General features: G+C 59.2%; 17 protein-coding genes. 11 read left to right on the forward strand and 6 right to left on the reverse strand.

The window, feature by feature from the left end; translation table 11 throughout:
* Positions 1 to 24 precede the first annotated feature (24 nt).
* From GVN17_RS12505 to GVN17_RS12515, 3 genes are all read right to left on the reverse strand, one after another.
* Positions 25 to 1,149, reverse strand: coding sequence for an ABC transporter ATP-binding protein (locus GVN17_RS12505; RefSeq protein WP_166595589.1), 1,125 nt, complete (start codon positions 1,147 to 1,149; stop codon positions 25 to 27).
* Between the two features lie 334 nt (positions 1,150 to 1,483).
* Positions 1,484 to 2,113, reverse strand: coding sequence for a response regulator transcription factor (locus tag GVN17_RS12510; RefSeq protein ID WP_166595590.1), 630 nt, complete (start codon positions 2,111 to 2,113; stop codon positions 1,484 to 1,486).
* Positions 2,110 to 4,167, reverse strand: a complete 2,058-nt coding sequence (locus GVN17_RS12515; protein ID WP_166595591.1) for a histidine kinase — start codon at positions 4,165 to 4,167, stop codon at positions 2,110 to 2,112. The genes GVN17_RS12510 and GVN17_RS12515 overlap by 4 nt, the downstream gene beginning before the upstream one ends.
* A 145-nt stretch (positions 4,168 to 4,312) precedes the next feature.
* Here GVN17_RS12515 and GVN17_RS12520 point away from each other — a divergent pair, with 145 nt between their 5' ends.
* The gene (locus GVN17_RS12520) at positions 4,313 to 5,299 is read left to right on the forward strand and encodes an alpha/beta hydrolase family protein (RefSeq protein WP_166595592.1); all 987 of its coding nucleotides are present in this window, start codon (positions 4,313 to 4,315) and stop codon (positions 5,297 to 5,299) included.
* 51 nt (positions 5,300 to 5,350) lie between these two features.
* Here the strand turns inward: GVN17_RS12520 and GVN17_RS12525 are convergent, their stop codons facing one another.
* From GVN17_RS12525 to GVN17_RS12535, 3 genes are read right to left on the reverse strand one after another with little or no spacing between them, the layout of a single operon-like run.
* On the reverse strand, positions 5,351 to 6,121 hold the full coding sequence (locus tag GVN17_RS12525) for a DnaJ domain-containing protein (RefSeq protein ID WP_166595593.1): 771 nt from the start codon (positions 6,119 to 6,121) through the stop codon (positions 5,351 to 5,353).
* Positions 6,122 to 6,790 carry an N-acetylmuramate alpha-1-phosphate uridylyltransferase MurU gene (gene murU, locus GVN17_RS12530; RefSeq protein ID WP_166595594.1) on the reverse strand — a complete coding sequence of 223 codons (669 nt, stop codon included), beginning with the start codon at positions 6,788 to 6,790 and terminating at the stop codon, positions 6,122 to 6,124.
* Positions 6,791 to 6,826: 36 nt separating this feature from the next.
* Positions 6,827 to 7,855 (reverse strand): aminoglycoside phosphotransferase family protein, encoded by a 1,029-nt coding sequence (locus GVN17_RS12535; protein ID WP_166595595.1) that lies wholly within the window; start codon positions 7,853 to 7,855, stop codon positions 6,827 to 6,829.
* 129 nt (positions 7,856 to 7,984) lie between these two features.
* Between GVN17_RS12535 and GVN17_RS12540 the strand changes: the two genes are divergently transcribed.
* The 10 genes from GVN17_RS12540 (at position 7,985) to GVN17_RS12585 (ending at position 20,815) form a co-directional block, all read left to right on the forward strand.
* Entirely contained in the window at positions 7,985 to 10,765 is a 2,781-nt protein-coding gene (locus tag GVN17_RS12540) for an LPS-assembly protein LptD (RefSeq protein WP_166595596.1), read from the forward strand.
* Positions 10,746 to 12,068: a peptidylprolyl isomerase gene (locus GVN17_RS12545; RefSeq protein WP_166595597.1), complete on the forward strand. Its 1,323-nt coding sequence runs from the start codon at positions 10,746 to 10,748 to the stop codon at positions 12,066 to 12,068. The genes GVN17_RS12540 and GVN17_RS12545 overlap by 20 nt, the downstream gene beginning before the upstream one ends.
* The gene (gene pdxA, locus GVN17_RS12550) at positions 12,065 to 13,051 is read left to right on the forward strand and encodes a 4-hydroxythreonine-4-phosphate dehydrogenase PdxA (RefSeq protein ID WP_166595598.1); all 987 of its coding nucleotides are present in this window, start codon (positions 12,065 to 12,067) and stop codon (positions 13,049 to 13,051) included. The genes GVN17_RS12545 and pdxA overlap by 4 nt, the downstream gene beginning before the upstream one ends.
* Positions 13,051 to 13,857: a 16S rRNA (adenine(1518)-N(6)/adenine(1519)-N(6))-dimethyltransferase RsmA gene (rsmA, locus tag GVN17_RS12555; protein WP_166595599.1), complete on the forward strand. Its 807-nt coding sequence runs from the start codon at positions 13,051 to 13,053 to the stop codon at positions 13,855 to 13,857. The genes pdxA and rsmA overlap by 1 nt, the downstream gene beginning before the upstream one ends.
* A 118-nt stretch (positions 13,858 to 13,975) precedes the next feature.
* Positions 13,976 to 14,356: a Co2+/Mg2+ efflux protein ApaG gene (apaG, locus tag GVN17_RS12560; protein ID WP_166595600.1), complete on the forward strand. Its 381-nt coding sequence runs from the start codon at positions 13,976 to 13,978 to the stop codon at positions 14,354 to 14,356.
* The gene (locus tag GVN17_RS12565) at positions 14,356 to 15,237 is read left to right on the forward strand and encodes a symmetrical bis(5'-nucleosyl)-tetraphosphatase (protein WP_166595601.1); all 882 of its coding nucleotides are present in this window, start codon (positions 14,356 to 14,358) and stop codon (positions 15,235 to 15,237) included. The genes apaG and GVN17_RS12565 overlap by 1 nt, the downstream gene beginning before the upstream one ends.
* Before the next feature lie 56 nt (positions 15,238 to 15,293).
* Positions 15,294 to 15,614 carry a thiosulfate sulfurtransferase GlpE gene (glpE, locus tag GVN17_RS12570; protein ID WP_166595602.1) on the forward strand — a complete coding sequence of 107 codons (321 nt, stop codon included), beginning with the start codon at positions 15,294 to 15,296 and terminating at the stop codon, positions 15,612 to 15,614.
* Between the two features lie 287 nt (positions 15,615 to 15,901).
* A complete protein-coding gene (locus GVN17_RS12575; RefSeq protein WP_062385212.1) occupies positions 15,902 to 17,824 on the forward strand; it encodes a PrkA family serine protein kinase in 1,923 nt (640 codons plus the stop codon).
* 160 nt (positions 17,825 to 17,984) lie between these two features.
* Positions 17,985 to 19,256 (forward strand): YeaH/YhbH family protein, encoded by a 1,272-nt coding sequence (locus tag GVN17_RS12580; RefSeq protein ID WP_166595603.1) that lies wholly within the window; start codon positions 17,985 to 17,987, stop codon positions 19,254 to 19,256.
* The gene (locus tag GVN17_RS12585) at positions 19,253 to 20,815 is read left to right on the forward strand and encodes a SpoVR family protein (protein WP_166595604.1); all 1,563 of its coding nucleotides are present in this window, start codon (positions 19,253 to 19,255) and stop codon (positions 20,813 to 20,815) included. The genes GVN17_RS12580 and GVN17_RS12585 overlap by 4 nt, the downstream gene beginning before the upstream one ends.
* Positions 20,816 to 20,873 lie beyond the last annotated feature (58 nt).

Raw genomic sequence — 20,873 nt, forward strand, 5'->3', positions numbered from 1 at the left:
CGATTTACGCGTACCGCGGGTGAATCAATGCGCGTCCTGCAACGGGTCCAGCGCGCGCGCGTGCTCGACCTGCCATCCAATGGGCACAACGTCGCCAACGCTCATGGCCGGGTCCAGCTCGGCAATGGGCTGTTTGACGAAGAAATCGGTTTTGCCTGCCACTTCCAGACGCACACGCACGTGGTCGCCCAGATAGATAAACTCAGCGACGCGGCCGGAGAAACGGTTCACGCAGCTTTCGCTGCGGCCATTGAGATTCACGCGTTCAGGGCGGATCGACAACGTGACCGGGCTGCCTGCCGGGCCGACGTTGATCGCCAGTGCCTCGACCTTCTCGCCTCGGGAAAGGGCCACCAGGCAACGGTCGCCGGTCTGGCTGAGCAAGGTGCCGTTGATGCGATTGTTCTCGCCGATGAAGTTGGCGACGAAGGTGTTCTTCGGCTCTTCATAGAGAGAGCGCGGCGGAGCGATCTGCTGGATTTCGCCTTGGTGGAAGACGGCGACGCGGTCCGACATGGTCAGCGCTTCGCCCTGGTCGTGGGTCACGTAGACCACGGTTACGCCCAGGCGCTGGTGGAGGTGCTTGATCTCCATCTGCATGTGTTCGCGCAGCTGCTTGTCGAGGGCGCCCAGCGGTTCGTCCATCAGCACCAGTTGCGGCTCGAACACCAGTGCGCGGGCCAGTGCCACACGTTGCTGCTGACCACCGGACATTTGCGCCGGATACCGATGAGACAGCGCGCCGAGCTGCACCATGTCCAGCGCCTTCTTGACCTTCTCGGCGACGTCGGTCTTGCTCATGCCACGCACCGACAGCGGGAACGCGAGGTTCTCGGCCACCGTCATGTGCGGGAACAGCGCGTAGTTCTGAAACACCATGCCGATGTCGCGTTTGTGCGGCGGCACGTTATTGATCGAACGGCCAGCCAGCAGGATCTCGCCCGCCGTCGGCGTTTCGAAACCGGCGAGCATCATCAGGCTGGTGGTCTTGCCGGAGCCGGACGGCCCGAGCAGGGTGAGGAACTCGCCTTTGCGAATGTCCAGGTTGAGGTCTTTGACGATCAGGGCTTCGCCGTCGTAGCTCTTTTGCACACCACGAAAGCTGACCAGAACATCACTTGCCCCAGCGCTTGAATCGACGTTGCTCATTACCCACACCTTTGTTTAATCAACCGTGGGGACAAGCCTAGATGAGGCTACAGACCACGCAAATCGGGGCGCAGGAGAGATTGAGCTAGGCGGGATGGAAGGTTGGTTGTAGGGATTGCCCTACACGGATGGCGGGGATAGGTATGTGCCGTCGAGGGCACTTTCCGCGGGTTTTGTCAGCTGGATGACATCGCGGGATAGGACACCGGACCTGTGGGACCGAATTCATTCAGGAAGGCAGACTGTCAGACGCTGCATCTGCGTCGTCCGAACCAACGTTTCGCGAATGAATTCGCTCCCACAGATCGATCCGGCGTTGGCCCACAGGTCGTTTTCAGACCAGCTTATGCTCCATCGCATACTTCACCAGCTCGGCCAGCGACGTGATATTGAGCTTCTGCATCAACCTCGCTTTGTGGGTGCTGATGGTCTTGCTGCTCAGCGCCAATTGCTGGGCGATGTCGTTGACGTTGGCGCCTTGGGCCAAGCGTTCGAACACCGAAAACTCGCGCTCAGACAGCAGCGAGTGCAGAGGACGGCTGTCGGTCAGACCCACCTCGAACACCATTCGGTCGGCCAGGTCCGGGTCGATATAACGCCCGCCCGACGCCACCCGTCGGATCGCCGTCAGCAGCAGCGCCGGGTCGCTGTCCTTGGTCGCGTATCCCGCCGCGCCGATCTTCAACGCACGAGCCGCCATTTGGGCTTCATCGTGCATCGACAGCACCAGAATCGCCGGCGGGTTGTTCAGCGCGCGAATCCTCGGAATCGCTTCCAGACCGTTCACCCCCGGCATCGAAATGTCGAGCAGCACGACTTCACACTCGATGTGGCGCAGGGCCTCCAGCAACTGTTCGCCATTGCTGGCCTCCCCCGCCACTTGCAGGTCCTTGGCCAGACCAATCAACTGCTTGATGCCCTCGCGGACAATGGTGTGGTCCTCGGCAACCAATACACGAATCACTGCACTTGCTCCTGCGCAACCTGTTCCAGCGGAATGTGGATACGCAAGGTTGTGCCTTCTCCCAACGTGCTGTCCAGATGCAATCGTCCGCCCATGATCAACACCCGCTCGCGCATGCCCACCAGCCCGAACGACGCCGGGCGTTCCTCAAGCTGATCGAAACCCTTGCCATCGTCGGCAATCGTCATGCACAACACGCCATCGCTCAGGCTCAGATTCAGCTCGACCGTGTGCGCTTCGGCGTGGCGCATGACGTTGGTCAGCGACTCCTGAAGAATCCGGAACAGGCCAATCGCCGTGGCATCAGGCAGCGTCGGCAGGTTGTCCGGCACTTCGACCAGACACGGAATCTGCGTGCGCGCTTCGAACCGCCGTGCCTGCCATTCGATGGCCGACGCAATGCCCGCATCGAGGATCGGCGGTCGCAGTGCGGTGGCCACGTCACGCACCAATTGGAAGAGCTGAGCGATCAGACGCTTCATGCTGTTCAGCCGGTCGCGCAGGCCCGGATCGAGATCGGCGTAGGCCAATTCGCACATCGACGTTTCCAGTTTCAGCACGGTCAACATCTGACCCAGCTCGTCGTGCACCTCCCTCGCGATGCGAGCCTTTTCCTCTTCCCTCACCGTTTCCAGATGCGCCGACAATTCGCGCAACTGCTCGGCCAGCACTTGTAAACGCGACTCGCTCTCCTGCAGAGCGGCGAGGGAGCGGCGGCGTTCGGTAACGTCGGTGATGAACACCACCAGGTATTCGGCGTCGCGAAAACGCAGAAAACTCAGGGACACGTCAGCGGGCAGGATGCTGCCGTCGGCGCGCACGCAATTGCTTTCGAAGTTCTGCGGGCCTTCGTCGCTGGAGCGTGCGTTTTTCCAGAGATTCAGCCAACGGTCCATGTTCAGTCCCGGCTCGAAGTCGATCAACGGACGGTCAACCACCCCGCCTCGCGCGTACCCCAACATGGCTTCGGCGGCTTGATTGGCGTATCGCACGTGGCTGTCCCAGTTCACCCAGAGAATGCCGACGGTGCTTTGGTCGATGGAAAACTGCGCCAGGCGCAAGGCCTCCTCGCTGGCCAGACGCTTGGTGATGTCCTCTCGGGCGGCCAGTAAATCCCGCTCCAGAACCTGCTGCTGCTTACGCTGCCATATCACGATCGCCGCACTGGCCAGCAACAGGACGAATAACAGCAGCGCGATGTTTTTCCACAGGCCGGGAGACTGGCTGACTTGCGGGTATTTGGGCTGCAGCCATTGGGCGTGTAGCTGGTCCAGATCTTTGGGCGCGATCACATTCAACGCCTTGCTGATGATGTCCGCCAATTCCGGTGCATCTCGCCGTGACGCCACACGCAGCAGTTGGGGGTAACCGATGTCGCCGACCACAGCCAACCCGGCGAACTCACTTTCCCGCGACAGGCGACTCAGCTGCGCTTCATCGACCACCGCGTAACGCGCCTGCTGGCTGAGCAACAGTTGCAAGGCCTGACGTTCGAGCGGCACGCCCTGGACGTTGAGGTGGGTGTAGTTGGCGCGCAGATAATCGGCCGTGGCGCTGGGCATGCGCACAGCCACGCGGACGTTGCTGTCGAGCTTCTCCAAATCCACGGCGCCGGAGCCATCGCGTTCGCCGACCACCAGCTGTGGAACGCGCATGTACGGGTCGGAATACAGCCACATGCGCAGCCCGGCGGGCGTCTGCGTAAGGCCCGGCGCGAAGTCGATCTCGCCTTTGCTCAAGGCTTTTTCAAGCTCGGCCTGATCGGAAAAATTGCGCCATAGCAGCTCGACTTGCAGGGTCTTGGCCATGAGATTGACCAGATCGACGTTGGCACCGGACAAGACCTGGGCGCGTCGGTCGAATTGCGCGTAGGGCGCCTGCAACACAAGACCGACGCGTAATTGTCCACGCTGATTGAGCCAGTCGCGCTGATCGCGGGTCAGGGTGTCCGGCGGCGCAGTGGGAACCCCGGCCAGCACGCTCGATGACAGCACGCCGAGCAGCAAACACATCAAGAGTGCCCTCGGACCGCCGATAACCCAAAGGCACCGCATGCGGATTCTCAACCTGTCATCTCCACGTCCCTGAATCCTCGATCAATCGTGTGCGCCGCTCTGATCTCAGGCGCTATACCCGGCCTGACAAACCGTCATCAACCCATTAGGCTGCTGGAATTGTTTCCGGCCTTTGGAATATCCGATGCCCTACACCCTTCGCGCAATGTTTCCCGCGATTTGCCTGACGCTGATATTACCTTGCTATCCGATGGCAATGGCGGCGGACCCCGCTCCCGCAAAAGACGCCAAGTCCGCTGAAGCCCCAATCGAGCGCGCCTCGCTTCCCTCCCGAAGCCAGGAAGACACGCTGGCGTTGGAACGCCAGGTGCCCAAGGCTGAGCAGCAGCAATTGCAGGCCGGAGACCAAAACTTCTTGGCCTTGTGGAAACCCGCCAACGCAGACGAAGCCAAGGGCGCGGTGGTGATCGTGCCGGGCGCCGACGAGTCAGCCGACTGGCCTGACGCGGTCGGCCCGCTGCGCCGCAAGCTGCCAGATGTGGGCTGGTCCAGCTTGAGCCTGAGTTTGCCCGATGCGTACATCGACGGCGTCTTCGCACGCACGGCCGATACGCCGACAACAGGTGACAAGCCCGCTGCGGACAAAGACAAGGCAAAAGACGCACCCGCCAAGCCCGCTGATCCTGCCGCCAGCGCCGAAGCCGAGGCCGCCGCTGCCGCCGAACAAGCGGCGGCTCAGGCAGAAATCGCCAAAGCCAATGCCGATAAAATCTTCGCCCGTATCGACAGTGCCATCGCGTTCGCGCAACAAAATAAAGCGCACAGCATCGTGCTCCTGGGTCACGGCACCGGGGCGTACTGGGCAGCTCGATACATGAGTGAGCGTCCTTCGCCTGCGATTCAAAAGCTGGTGATGATCACCGCCGTCGACACCGGAACCGACACGCCTTCATTGCTGGAAGTGTTGCCGACCCTCAAAGTCGCCACCGCAGACTTTGTCAGCAAGGACCGACCCGTACCCCGGCAACAGGCTCAAGACCGGCTCAACGCCAGCAAGCGCGTGAAAAACGCGCGCTTCACTCAGGTGACGCTGAACGCTATTCCGGGTAACGCGGCGATGGAACAGGAACAACTGTTTCGTCGGGTTCGTGGGTGGCTGGAGGGGCAGTGATCCAAAGCGCCGAGCGGCGGTCACGAACGGCGTCTGATTCTGCCCGGCGAATCACCGAAACCCGCGCCTATCCCGTACCACCGCGTAGGCGTGGTGCAGGTCCCGGGTTTTTTCGGTGGCGTCGCGCACCTGCACCGGACTGGCGCCCGACCCTGCCACTTTGTCCGGATGATGCCGACTCAACAGACGCCGGTACGCCCGCTTGATCTGTGCAGGCTCCGCATCCGACCGCACGCCCAGCAAGCGTAAGGCCTCCTGATATTCACCGCCGCTGCTGGCCGGCGAACGGCTGCGCTGTTCATCTTCGGTTGCTGACAACGCCTCGACTTTCTCTGCCGTCCAGCCCAGCCATTTGCCCCACGACACGATCAGCTCGCGCTCACCCCTCGACGCCCTGCCATCGGCCCAGGCCATGCGCCAGCATGCACGCAGCAAACCCTCGGCCGCATGAGGCTGGTTTTTCAGCCGCGTCAGGTGCACGCGCAGATTGTCGCGGCCGTCCTTGCCCCGGTTGAACGCTGCAATCGCACGACGCGTGGCAGGTTCGCTCAAGTCCAGACGACGCATCTCGACGCGGGCTTGCTGAATATGGCCATCGACCACACGGCCATCTGTTTTGGCGACACGACCCAGCAGTATGAAAATCAGCTCGTCATCCCGTGGCATCTTGCGACCGGCGAGGCGTTCGCGCAGCTCCGCAAGGCTTTGGACATGCAGCCGTCGATCCAGCGCCTGCCCCAACAAAGCGCCGAGCATCGCACCCGGAATGCTGGCAATTGCGTACCCGGCGCCGCCTCCGATCAGTGTGAAAGGCCAGAGCATCTAGGGTTTCACCGCGACAATCTGTTCGACTTCCGCCAGCCGTTCATGGGTTCCGACATCCACCCATCGCCCGGTGAAATGTTCGCCAGTCACCTGCCCTTTCGCCATCGCGTCACGCAGCAGCGGCGCGAGCTTGAACGCTCCGTCGCTACACCCCGCGAACAGCTTCGGATGCAGCACCGCAATACCGCTGTAGGTCAAGCGCGCAGGCGCGGACTCGTCCCGCACCTCACCGCCCACCAATGCGAAATCGCCGGAGAGGTGATGCAGCGGATTGTCCACCAACACCAAATGGGCCAATCCGTGAATGGATGCCTTCAGCGCCGTGAAATCGCAATCAGTCCAGATGTCGCCGTTGACCACCAGAAACGGCTCATCACCCAACAATGGCAACGCGCGAAAAATCCCGCCGCCGGTTTCCAGCGGCTCGCCTTCAGGGGAGTAACGAATGCGCAGCCCAAATTGATGACCGTCACCCAGATAGTCTTCGATTTGTTGCCCCAGCCAAGCGTGGTTGATCACGACCTCACTGAAACCCGCAGCTTTCAGGGCACGCAGGTGGTATTCGATCAGCGGAACACCGCCGGCACGCACCAGTGGCTTGGGCGTGTGCAGGGTCAACGGCCGCAGCCGTTCACCTTTGCCGGCCGCCAGAATCATCGCTTTCATGCGTCCCTCTTCAAAACAGTCTTCACATCCATTCCTTCACACGGCCGTTTCGGGTTTCGGCTGACGCAGACTGGTCAGCAGATTACTCAGCTCAACGAGTTCAGGCCGACGCGACAGCACTGCTTCTATATAAGAGAAGAAACGCGGCACATCGGCGAGGTAACGCGGCTTGCCATCACGGTGGCAAATGCGCGCAAAAATACCGATCACCTTCAAGTGACGCTGCACACCCATCAAATCACTGGCGCGCCGAAACTCATTGAAATCATCCTGCACGGGAATGCCCAAGCCAGCGGCTTTGTCCCAGTAGGCCTTCAACCAGCCCGCCACGCGTTCTTCCGGCCAGCTCAGGAACGCGTCCTTGAACAGGCAGGTGATGTCGTAGGTCACCGGGCCATACACGGCATCCTGAAAATCCAGCACACCGGGATTCGGCTCGCTGAGCATCAGGTTACGGGGCATGTAATCGCGATGGACCAACACTTTGGGCTGCGCCAACGCACTGTCGATCAACAGCCCGCTGACCCGCTGCCAACTGGCCTGCTGGGCCTCATCGAACGTCACCCCGAGATGCCGCTTCACGTACCACTCAGGAAACAGCTCAAGCTCACGGCGCAACAGTGCGACGTCATAGCTGGGCAATGGCGCATCCATCGGCAACTGCTGATACGCCAGCAACGCCTCGATGGCATCGGCGAACAATTGATCGGCGTTGTGCTCATCGATCACGTCGAGATACGTTTTTCGGCCCAAGTCGTTGAGTAGCAGAAAGCCTTGATTCAGGTCTTCGGCATAAATTTTCGGAACATTAATCCCTGATTCGCTTAATAAATGAGCGATGTCGACGAAGGGTTTGCAGTTTTCCTGGGGAGGTGGCGCGTCCATGACAATAAAAGTGCGCCCCTCACCTTCCCAACGGAAATAGCGTCGAAAACTCGCGTCACTGCTGGCCGCAGTCAACGTGGCCGGGGGTATGGCGCCCCAGCCTTGGGCCGCGAACAACGTTGGCAGTTGCTCATCGAGCCAAACTTTCAGGTGTTGCAGGCGTACATCTTGATCTGGCATTGCAAGGGTCTCCGACGGCGCTAGCCGTCAAGCGGGTCATGCTTTATTATCCGACATCTTTTTCAGCCCATCGAGAGGCGTGCGGCCCCCCCGCGGGCAGATGGCGCGCAGGAAGCCCGGACTAATAAGATGGCATTGAAATCCCCCGCGTTTCGTAAAAAATTTCCGTTGCTCGTAACCGGCAGTTTGCTGGCGATGCAACCTCTGGCCACCCAGTACGTGGTTGCGGCCGAGCAGTATGACTGCTCCGTGTCGGCAACAGGTGCGTGGGATTGCTCCCCGAAAACCAATGCAGCCCAGTTGCCTCCGCGGCCGGTGCACGACGCCAACAGCGTGTCGTCCAACAGCAACGGGACGACGGAGTCCACGATCACCACTGAAAGCGGTGAAGTCGTGCCTAAAACGATGCTGGTCACCGAGGCCAAGGGCCGGGGCCTGCAATCGCGCAGCGCAGACTACAGCCATCTGGACTGGGTGCCACGCGAGAAGCTGACCGCTGCCCAACTGGCAGAGACAGGTCCGTACTGCTCCGGCGCCTACATCGAGCCGATTCGTCCTGGCATGGACGACAAGACCGCGAAAAGCGACGCCCCGACGTTCATTGGCGCCAAGGCTTCGCGTTATCAGCAGGAAGAACAGATTGCGAGTCTGGCCGGTGACGTCGTCATGCGCCAGGGCTCCATGCAGGTCGAGTCCGATGAAGCGGCGCTGCATCAGGCCGAAAACCGTGGCGAGCTGAACGGCAACGTCCGTCTGCGCGACAACGGCGCCCTGATCGTCGGCGACCACGCTGAAGTCCAGCTGGACACCGGTGAAGCGAAAGTCGACAACGCCGAATACGTGCTGCACAAGTCCAACGTGCGGGGTAACGCGCTGTACGCCCGCCGTGCAGAAAACGCGATCATCCGCCTCAAGGACGGTACGTACACCACGTGTGAACCGAGCAGCAACGCCTGGACGGTGAAGGGCAACAACATCACCCTGAACCCGGCCACCGGTTTCGGTACGGCAACCAACGCCACCCTGCGTGTGAAGGACATTCCGATCCTCTACACGCCGTACATCTATTTCCCGATCGACGATCGTCGTCAGTCCGGCTTCCTGCCACCGACCATCGGTGCCAGCAGCGACACTGGCTTCTCGTTGCTCACGCCTTACTACTTCAACCTGGCGCCGAACTACGACGCCACGTTGTACCCGACGTACATGGCCAAACGTGGTCTGTTGCTTGAAGGCGAGTTCCGTTACCTGACCAAGAGCAGCGAAGGTCAATTCGGCGCCGCCTACCTGAACGACGACAATGATGATCGCAAGCTTGAGTCCGATTCGAAGGACACTCGCTGGATGATCAACTGGCAGAACCGCAGTGGTCTGGACGAGCGCCTGACTGCGCATGTCGACTACACCAAAGTCAGCGATCCTTACTACTTCAAGGACCTGAAAAGCGGCCAGGAAGGCGTCAGCACGCACAACTTCCTGAATCAGCAGGGTGATCTGACTTACCGTGGCGACAGCTACTGGGCACGTCTAAACGTTCAGCAGTATCAACTGACCACGATCACTCAGATCACGCCGTACGCCCGTCTGCCTCAACTGACCCTGAACGGCACATTGCCTTTCAATCCGGGCGGTTTGAAGCTCGATTACGAGTCTGAGCTGGTGCGTTTCGACCGCGACCTGCGCGACGGCAGCTTCGTGGATGAAGACGGGATTCCGCAAAGCCGTCTGGACAACAACGTTCAGGGTCTGGCGCGCGCCAATGGCGACCGGCTGAATCTGGCGCCGTCGATCAGCCTGCCTTTGACGGCCTCGTATGGTTTTGTGACCCCGAAACTGAAATACGTTTACACCAAGTACGACCTGGATCTGGATGCGGAAGGCAAGCGCACTCTGTTGGCTGACGAGAGCTACAACTCGTCCCAAGACCGCGCTGTCCCTATTTTCAGCGTGGACAGCGGCCTGTACTTCGACCGCAACACCAACTGGTTCGGCAAGGACTACCGTCAAACTCTGGAACCGCGTCTGTACTACCTGTACGTACCGAACAAGGACCAGACTGACATTCCGATTTTCGACACGGGCGAAACGACGTTCAACTACGCGTCGCTGTTCCGTGACAACCGCTTCGTCGGCTCTGACCGCATCGGTGACGAGAACAAACTGTCGCTGGGCGTAACCAACCGCTGGATCGAAGACAACGGCTTCGAACGTCAGCGTGTCAGCTTCGGTCAAGCGGTCTACTTCGCCGATCGCAAGGTGCAGCTGCCAGGCATCAGCTATCAGGACCGCAAAGACGCACAGTCTGATGTGTCTCCGTACGCGCTGGAATACGAATACCGCTTCAACCGCGACTGGCGTGCCACGTCGGACTTCAACTGGGACCCGGACAGCCGCAGCACTCGCTCCGGCAGCGCGATGGTTCACTACCAGCCTGAAGACAATCCCGGCAAGATCATCAATGCCGGCTACCGCTATCGCAACGACCAGGTCCGTTACGACCAGACGACTGGCCGCTGGTCCGTGGGCGGCGGCGACGCAACCCTGCCTGATGGCTCGGTCATCAAGGACTACTACAAAATCCAGCAGCATGACTTCTCGGTCATCTGGCCTGTCGCGCCTCAATGGAGCGCCATTGGTCGCTGGCAATATGACTACAACCGTGATCGCACCCTCGAAGCCTTTGGTGGTTTTGAATATGACAACTGCTGCTGGAAGCTGCGCCTGATCAACCGTTACTGGGTCGACTATGACGAGTCCACTCAAGAGGTTGCACAGAACGAGAAAGGCGACCGCGGCGTATTCCTACAAATCGTGTTGAAGGGACTTGGTGGCGTAGTCGGCCAAAAAGTTGAAAGCTTCCTCGACAAAGGCATCCAAGGTTATCGTGAACGTGAAGACCAAGCTTTCTGATTCTCTGCGCCCGCTAGTACTGGGCGCACTGCTCATCGGTTCGGTGGCGCACGCTGAAGTGCGCACCATCGACAAGGTGGTAGCCATCGTCGACAACGACGTGGTCATGCAAAGCCAGCTCGATCAGCGCACCCGCGAAGTTCAGCAAACCATCGCCAAGCGCGGCCAGGGCGTTCCTCCTGCCAGCGCGCTGGAGTCGCAGGTTCTGGATCGTCTGATCCTCGAAAACCTGCAACTGCAGATTGGCGAGCGCTCCGGCATTCGCATCACCGATGAAGAGCTGAACCAGGCGGTCGGCACCATTGCTCAGCGCAACAACATGAGCATCGACCAGTTCAAGGCCGCACTGGCCCATGACGGCCTGTCGTTCAATAACGCCCGTGAGCAGATTCGCCGGGAAATCATCATCAGCCGCGTACGTCAGCGTCGCGTTGCCGAGCGTATCCAGGTGTCGGAGCAGGAAGTGAAGAACTTCCTCGCCTCGGACTTGGGCAAGGCTCAGTTCTCGGAAGAGTTCCACCTGGCCAACATTCTGGTGCCTACCCCTGACAGCGCGACCTCGGACCAGATCCAGGTCGCCGCAGCCAAGGCCAAGGACATCTACGGCAAGCTGCAACAGGGTGCGAACTTCGAGCAACTGGCGATTTCCTCTTCGGCCAGCGAAAGCGCACTGGACGGCGGTGACATGGGCTGGCGTAAAGCCGCTCAACTGCCGCCTCCATTCGGCGACATGTTGAGCTCGATGAGCCCAGGTCAGGTGACCCCACCAGCCCGTACGCCGGGTGGTTTCATCATCCTGAAGCTGCTGGAGAAACGCGGCGGTGAAGATCAGACCCAGATGCGCGACGAGGTTCACGTTCGTCACATCCTGATCAAGCCAAGCGAGATTCGCAGCGAAGCGGAAACCAAGACACTGGCTCAGCGCATCTACGACCGCATCCAGAACGGCGAAGACTTCGGCGCTCTGGCGAAGAGCTTCTCCGAAGATCCGGGTTCGGCGCTCAACGGTGGCGACATGAACTGGGTAGACCCACGTTCGCTGGTGCCTGAGTTCCGTGACGTGATGAACGAGACGCCGCAAGGCGTGGTGTCCAAGCCATTTCAGACACAATTCGGCTGGCACGTACTGGAAGTCTTGGGTCGTCGCGCCACCGACGGCACCAACCAGGCTCGCGAACAACAAGCGATGACCGTACTGCGTAACCGTAAATACGACGAAGAGCTGCAAACCTGGCTGCGTCAGATTCGCGACGAAGCCTACGTTGAAATCAAGCTCCCTGGCGCTGACCAGGCTGCCAAGTGAAACCCCAGCGTTTCGCCCTGACACCCGGCGAGCCCGCTGGCATTGGTCCTGACCTCTGCCTGCTGCTCGCCGCGCAGTCCCAGCCCCACCCCCTGATTGCCGTCACCAGTTGCGACCTGCTCAATGAACGGGCCGTTCAACTGGGCGTGGCTGTCAGCCTGATTCCCGTCACACCGTCCGCCTGGCCCGACATTCCTGCCCCTGCGGGCAGCCTGTATGTCTGGGACACGCCGCTGAACGCGCCCGTCACGGCCGGACAGTTGAACAAGGCCAACGGCGCTTTCGTACTGGAAACCCTCACCCGCGCCGGAAAAGGCTGCATCAATGGCGACTTCGCCGGGATGATCACCGCCCCCGTGCACAAGGGTGTGATCAACGAGAGCGGCATTGCCTTCTCTGGCCACACCGAGTTTCTGGCTGAACTGACCCATACCGAACAAGTGGTGATGATGCTTGCCACCGGCAACTTGCGCGTGGCCCTGGTGACCACTCACCTGCCGCTGCGCGACATCGCTGACGCCATCACACCCGATAAGCTGGAGCGCGTAACGCGCATTCTTCATGCGGATCTGGTGAACAAGTTCGGTATACCTCGCCCGCGCATTCTGGTCTGTGGACTGAATCCCCACGCAGGCGAAGGCGGCCACCTCGGTCGCGAAGAAATCGACATCATCGAACCCACCCTTGAGCGTCTGCGCGGCGAAGGCCTGGACCTGCGTGGTCCCCTCCCCGCCGATACGCTTTTCACCCCCAAATATCTGGAGCACTGCGATGCAGTGCTGGCGATGTACCACGACCAGGGCCTGCCCGTGCTGAAGTACAAAGGCTTCGGCGCCGCCGTCAACGTCACGCTGGGCCTGCCCATCATTCGCACGTCCGTGGATCACGGCACTGCACTGGATTTGGCAGGCAGCGGCAAGATCGACACCGGCAGCCTCAAGGTCGCTCTGGAAACCGCCTATCAGATGGCCGAGACCCGTTAATGACTGAGCAATACCAACACAAGGCGCGCAAGCGCTTCGGCCAGAACTTTCTGCACGATGCCGGCGTAATCGACAAGATTCTGCGCTCGATCCGTGCCAAGGCCGAGGATCGCATGCTGGAAATCGGACCGGGCCAGGGTGCCCTGACCGAAGGCCTGCTGGGCAGCGGCGCGCAACTGGACGTCGTGGAGCTGGACAAGGACCTGGTACCGATCCTGATGCAGCAGTTCAGCGGCATGCCGAACTTCAACCTGCATCAGGGCGACGCATTGAAGTTCGACTTCACCAGCCTGAACGCAGCGCCCAGCAGCCTGCGTGTGGTCGGCAACCTGCCGTACAACATCTCTACGCCGCTGATCTTTCACCTGCTGCAGAACGCACACCTGATTCGTGACATGCACTTCATGCTGCAGAAAGAAGTGGTCGAGCGTCTGGCCGCGGGTCCGGGCGGCGGTGATTGGGGCCGTCTGTCGATCATGGTTCAGTACCACTGCCGCGTGGAGCATCTGTTCAATGTCGGTCCTGGCGCGTTCAATCCGCCGCCAAAAGTCGATTCGGCCATTGTGCGTCTGGTGCCTCACGAGACGCTGCCGCATCCGGCCAAGGATCACCGCACGCTGGAACGCGTCGTTCGCGAAGCGTTCAATCAGCGCCGCAAGACGTTGCGCAACACGCTGAAGGCTCTGCTCACCAGTGAGGAAATCACTGAGGCGGGCGTCGATGGCAGCCTGCGTCCAGAACAACTGGATCTGGCAGCGTTCGTGCGTCTGGCCGACAAGTTGACCGACAAACCTGTCGTCGCTTAAACCCTTCGGGACATGTCCGGTCGAAGCCCTTGTTGGTTTTTTCACTGCGACATGTCCTAGACTCAACTTTCTCCGGGCTTTTCCGGCTTTTTCCGCTCCCGCTTTTAAGGCCTCTTGCATGTCCGATCCTCGTTATCAGATCGACGTCAGCGTCGTCACCCGCTTTCTTTCAGAACAATCGCAGCCGGATCAGAACCGTTTTGCCTTTGCGTACACCGTCACCGTCCACAACAATGGCGAGCTGCCAGCCAAGCTGCTGTCGCGTCATTGGGTGATCACCGACGGCGACGGGCACGTCGAAGAAGTTCGCGGGGAAGGCGTCGTTGGCCAGCAGCCGCTGATTCAGGCCGGACAAAGCCACACCTACAGCAGCGGCACGGTGATGACCACCAAGGTCGGCAACATGCAGGGCACTTATCAAATGCTGGCGGATGATGGCAAACGCTTCGATGCCGTTATCGCGCCTTTCCGGCTGGCAGTGCCAGGGGCGCTTCACTGATGACGGTGTACGCAGTCGGCGACCTGCAAGGTTGCCTCGATCCGTTGAAGTGTCTGCTGGAGCGTGTGTCATTCGATCCGGCCAGTGACAAGCTGTGGTTGGTGGGTGATCTGGTGAACCGAGGACCTCAGTCGCTGGAAACCCTGCGTTTCCTGTATGGCATGCGTGACTCTATTGTCAGCGTGCTCGGCAATCATGACCTTCATCTACTCGCTGCGGGACGCAACATTGAGCGGCTGAAAAAAGGCGACACGCTGCGGGAAATCCTGGAAGCGCCTGACGCCAAAGTCCTCCTCGACTGGCTGCGTCAATTGAAACTGATGCACTACGACGCCGAGCGTGACATCGCCTTGGTCCACGCCGGCATCCCGCCGCAGTGGACGCTGAAAAAAGCCCTCCGCTGTGCCGAAGAAGTCGAAGAAGCCCTGCGTGACGACAACTTGCTTGAGCCTTTTCTGGATGGCATGTACGGCAACGAACCTGCCAAATGGGACAAGGACCTGCACGGCGTCACCCGTCTGCGCGTGATCACCAACTACTTCACGCGCATGCGCTTCTGCACCGCCGACGGCAAGCTGGACCTCAAGAGCAAAGAAGGTCTGGACAGCGCACCGGCGGGTTATGCGCCATGGTTCAGCCACAAGGACCGCAAGACCAAAGGCCTGAACATCATCTTCGGACACTGGGCCGCCCTTGAAGGCCGCTGCGAAGAGCCCGGCGTTTACGCCCTCGACACCGGTTGTGTCTGGGGTGGCGCGATGACGATGCTCAACGTAGACACCCGCGAACTGATTCGCTGTGAGTGCGATGAACGTGGCTCCCTCGCCTCGTCAAAATCTCCAGACACATCGGCTGGCGACCAAACCGCAGTCCAGCGTTAGAATCCCTTTTTCAGTTCTCGACAGTTCGGGAACCCAACGGCCCAGGAGCCCATGCCATGACCGATTTCAAACGCATCCCGCCGGAGCAGGCCCAGGCCCTGCGTGAAAACGGTGCCGTGCTGGTCGACGTTCGCGACGCACAGACCTTTGCCAGCAATCACATTCCCGATTCGCATCATCTGGATAACCACTCGATTGCTGACTTCATTCGTAACGCCGACCTGGATAAACCGCTCGTCGTCGTTTGCTATCACGGTAACTCAAGTCAGAGCGCCGCGGCCTATCTTGTAGGACAGGGCTTCTCCGAGGTCTACAGCATGGACGGCGGTTTCGAGCTGTGGAAAAACACTTTTCCGGCCGAAACGGCGCAAGGCTGATCGGAAAATATTTTTTCAGGCCGCGAAGCCGCGTGCTATGCGGCCTCGCGAGGCTAACTGACGAACGGTTGCACCACATTCATACGCCTTCCTTCTTTCTGTGTGCGAATCCGAACTATCCTTGTGCTCAGGCCATCCGAATCAGGGGAGAGCCGGTACACCGGCGCGTGGGTCATCGGTAGCTACTTTTATGGTGTTTGGGGGGTAAATGACGGCTGACTGATAGCTGTCATCCAACATCGACTGACGATCCGCCGCCGGCTCCACGTATCGAGCGAGGTGACGTCATGAGTATTTTTAGCCACTTCCAACAACGCTTTGAATCGACACGCCAGGAAGAGCTCTCGCTACAGGAGTACTTGGAGCTCTGCAAAACCGACCGCAGCGCATACGCCTCAGCCGCAGAGCGTCTTCTGATGGCCATTGGCGAGCCAGAGTTGTTCGACACGTCGACCAACTCGCGGCTATCCAGGATCTTCTCCAACAAAGTCATCCGGCGCTATCCAGCGTTCGAGGACTTCCATGGCATGGAGGATTGCATCGAGCAGATTGTCTCGTACTTCCGCCACGCCGCTCAGGGTCTGGAAGAAAAGAAACAGATCCTTTACCTGCTCGGCCCTGTCGGCGGCGGTAAGTCGTCCCTGGCTGAAAAGCTCAAACAGCTTGTTGAGAAAATACCTTTCTACGCCATCAAGGGCTCGCCGGTTTTCGAGTCGCCCTTGGGCCTGTTCAAACCCACCGAAGACGGGACGATCCTCGAAGAGGACTACGGCATCCCGCGCCGGTACCTGAACACCATCATGTCGCCATGGGCGACCAAACGTCTGGCCGAGTTCGGGGGCGACATCAGCCAGTTCAAGGTGGTGAAGCTTTATCCGTCGATCCTCAACCAGATCGCCGTCGCCAAGACCGAACCCGGCGACGAGAACAACCAGGACATTTCGGCGCTGGTGGGTAAGGTCGATATCCGCAAGCTCGAAGAGTATCCACAGAACGACGCCGATGCTTATAGCTACTCAGGCGCGCTGTGCCGGGCCAACCAGGGCCTGATGGAATTCGTGGAGATGTTCAAGGCGCCGATCAAGGTCCTGCACCCACTGCTCACCGCCACTCAGGAAGGTAACTACAACAGTACCGAAGGCCTGGGCGCGATTCCGTTCACCGGTATTCTGCTGGCCCACTCCAACGAATCGGAATGGCACAGCTTCCGCAACAACAAGAACAACGAAGCCTTCATCGACCGTATTTACATCGTGAAGGTGCCGTACTGCCTGCGTGTCAGCGACGAGATCAAGATTTACGACAAGTTGCTGTTCAACAGCTCGCTGGCCAAGGCCCATTGCGCGCCAGACACACTGAAAATGCTCGCGCAGTTCACCGTTCTATCGCGCCTCAAGGAGCCGGAAAACTCCAACATCTACTCCAAGATGCGGGTGTACGACGGCGAAAACCTCAAGGACACCGACCCGAAAGCCAAGTCGATTCAGGAGTACCGCGACAGCGCAGGCGTCGACGAGGGCATGAACGGCCTGTCCACACGCTTTGCGTTCAAGATCCTCTCGAAAGTCTTCAACTTCGACCCGCACGAAGTGGCCGCCAACCCGGTTCACCTGCTGTACGTGCTGGAGCAGCAGATCGAGCAAGAGCAATTCCAGGCGGAAACCCGCGAGCGCTACCTGCGCTTCATCAAGGAATACCTGGCGCCGCGCTACATCGAGTTCATCGGCAAGGAAATCCAGACGGCGTATCTGGAGTCCTACAGCGAATACGGTCAAAACATCTTCGACCGCTACGTGTTGTACGCAGACTTCTGGATTCAGGATCAGGAATACCGCGACCCTGAAACCGGCGAAATCCTTAACCGCGTGGCGCTCAACGAGGAACTGGAGAAGATCGAGAAACCGGCAGGCATCAGCAATCCGAAGGATTTCCGGAACGAGATCGTCAACTTCGTGCTGCGTGCCCGCGCCAACAACAACGGCAAAAACCCGACCTGGCTCAGCTACGAGAAACTGCGCGTGGTGATCGAGAAGAAAATGTTCTCGAACACCGAGGATCTGCTGCCAGTGATCAGCTTCAACGCCAAAGCCAGCAAAGAGGATCAACAGAAACACAACGACTTCGTCACCCGAATGGTCGAGCGGGGTTACACCGACAAACAGGTACGTCTGCTGTCCGAGTGGTACCTGCGCGTCCGCAAATCACAATAAGCAGCGACAAGTTGTGAGCTTCAAGCTGCAAGCTAAAAGCGATCCGGCGTGTTCGATAGACCACCGAATGGCTTGAGGCTTGTAGCTTGATGTGTGGTGTTTGCGGTCAAAACTTGCAGCTTGCGGCTTATGGCTTGCAGCTCCCCGAAGGGGCCCTCGTATGAGTTATGTGATCGACCGACGTCTCAATGGCAAGAACAAGAGCACGGTGAATCGGCAGCGCTTCCTGCGTCGCTACCGTGACCACATTAAAAAAGCAGTGGAAGAAGCGGTCAGCCGCCGCTCCATCACTGACATGGAACATGGCGAACAGATCAGCATTCCCGGTCGCGATATCGACGAGCCGGTGCTGCATCATGGTCGCGGCGGCAAACAGACCGTCGTGCATCCTGGCAACAAAGAGTTCACCACCGGTGAACACATCGCGCGTCCCCAAGGTGGCGGCGGTGGCAAAGGGCCTGGCAAGGCGAGCAATTCCGGCGAAGGCATGGACGAGTTCGTGTTCCAGATCACCCAGGAAGAATTCCTTGAGTTCATGTTCGAAGACCTCGAACTCCCCAACCTCGTCAAACGCAACCTGAGCGGCACCGACACCTTCAAGACCGTGCGCGCAGGCATCAGCAACGAAGGCAACCCGTCGCGCATCAACATTATTCGCACGCTGCGTTCGGCACACGCACGACGCATTGCGTTATCTGGCAGCAGCCGCGCCAAGCTCCGAGAAGTGCTCGCTGAACTTGAGCGTTTGAAACGCGAAGAACCCGACAATTTCGGCGACATTCAAGAGCTGGAAATAGAAGCAGCACGCTTACAGGCGCGGATCAAACGTGTCCCGTATCTAGACACGTTCGACCTCAAATACAACCTGCTAGTGAAACAGCCCAACCCCAGCTCCAAGGCGGTGATGTTCTGCCTGATGGACGTGTCCGGCTCGATGACGCAGGCGACCAAAGACATCGCCAAGCGGTTTTTCATCCTCTTGTATCTGTTCCTGAAGCGGAACTACGACAAGATCGAAGTCGTGTTCATCCGCCACCACACCAGCGCGCGCGAAGTCGACGAGGAAGAGTTTTTCTATTCGCGGGAAACCGGCGGCACCATCGTGTCCAGCGCATTGAAACTGATGCAGGAGATCATGGCCGAGCGCTACCCCACCAACGAGTGGAACATCTACGCCGCCCAGGCCTCCGACGGCGACAACTGGAACGACGACTCACCTATCTGCCGCGACATTCTGATCAAGCAGATCATGCCGTTCGTGCAGTACTACACTTACGTCGAAATTACCCCTCGCGAGCATCAGGCACTGTGGTTCGAATACGAGCGCATCGGCGAAGCCTTCGCCGACACGTTCGCCCAGCAGCAGCTGGTTTCTGCCGGTGATATCTATCCGGTATTCCGTGAACTCTTCCAGCGCAGGTTAGTGACATGACCGCTAGAGAGCAGAAGCGCCAACCCCTTTCCACGGGTTCAGAGTGGACGTTCGAACTGATCCAGGCTTACGACCGGGAAATCAGTCGCATCGCCGAGCGTTATGCCCTGGACACTTACCCCAATCAGATTGAGGTGATCACCGCTGAGCAGATGATGGACGCCTATGCGTCGGTCGGCATGCCACTGGGCTATCACCATTGGTCCTACGGCAAGCACTTCCTCAGCACGGAAAAATCCTACTCGCGTGGCCAGATGGGTCTGGCGTACGAAATCGTCATTAACTCCGACCCGTGCATCGCGTACCTGATGGAAGAAAACACCATCTGTATGCAGGCTTTGGTCGTGGCCCATGCCTGCTACGGCCACAACAGTTTCTTCAAGGGCAACTATCTGTTCCGCACCTGGACAGACGCCAGTTCGATCATCGATTACCTGGTGTTTGCCAAGCAGTACATCATGCAATGCGAAGAGCGCCACGGCATCGATGCGGTCGAAGACTTGCTCGACTCCTGCCATGCCTTGATGAATTACGGCGTTGACCGCTACAAGCGTCCCTACCCGATTTCGGCGGAGGAAGAACGTCGTCGCATGAAAGACCGCGAAGAGCATTTGCAGAAGCAGATCAACGATCTTTGGCGCACGATCCCGAAAAATGCCAGCAAGAACGACAAGGAAGACAACGCGCGCTTCCCTGCCGAGCCACAGGAAAACATCCTCTACTTCATCGAGAAACACGCGCCTTTGCTGGAGCCTTGGCAGCGTGAGATCGTGCGCATCGTGCGTAAGATCGCCCAGTATTTCTATCCCCAACGCCAGACTCAGGTCATGAACGAAGGCTGGGCGACCTTTTGGCATTACACACTGATGAATGATCTGTACGACGAAGGCCTGGTCACTGACGGATTCATGCTCGAATTCTTGCAGTCCCACACCAGCGTCGTGTTCCAACCGGGCTTCGACAGCCCCTATTACAGCGGCATCAATCCCTACACCTTGGGGTTTGCCATGTATCAAGACATTCGACGGATGTGCGAGCACCCGACCGAAGAAGACCACCACTGGTTTCCCGAGTTGGCAGGGACGGATTGGCTGACCGCCGTGAAATTTGCGATGAGCAGCTTCAAGGACGAGAGCTTTATCCTGCAATACCTGTCACCGAAGGTGATTCGCGACCTCAAGCTGTTCAGCATTCTGGATGACGATCAAAAGGACGACCTGCTGGTTCCAGCCATTCATGATGAAACAGGCTACAGAACGATCAGAGAAACCCTCGCAGCCCAGTACAACCTCGGCAACCGGGAGCCGAACGTGCAGATCTACAGCATCGATCGCAGAGGCGATCGCTCGCTGACCCTGCGTCACCAACAGCATGATCGCAAACCGCTGGGCGACTCGACGGATGAAGTGCTCAAACACCTGCATCGCCTGTGGGGGTTCGACATTCACCTCGAAACGCTTCAGGGCGACCAGATCATGAAAACCCACCACGTCCCACCGAGAAGCGAACACGCTGACAGTGAATATCCCCGGCTCGACTTGGCGGTCGTTCACCTTTAGGGGATAAGCCGTATCTGAAAAATGGCCCTCCGCAAGCGTGACGTAAGGTTTATCCTGT

This window comes from Pseudomonas sp. SLFW (assembly GCF_009905615.1).
Taxonomy (GTDB): domain Bacteria; phylum Pseudomonadota; class Gammaproteobacteria; order Pseudomonadales; family Pseudomonadaceae; genus Aquipseudomonas; species Aquipseudomonas bambusae.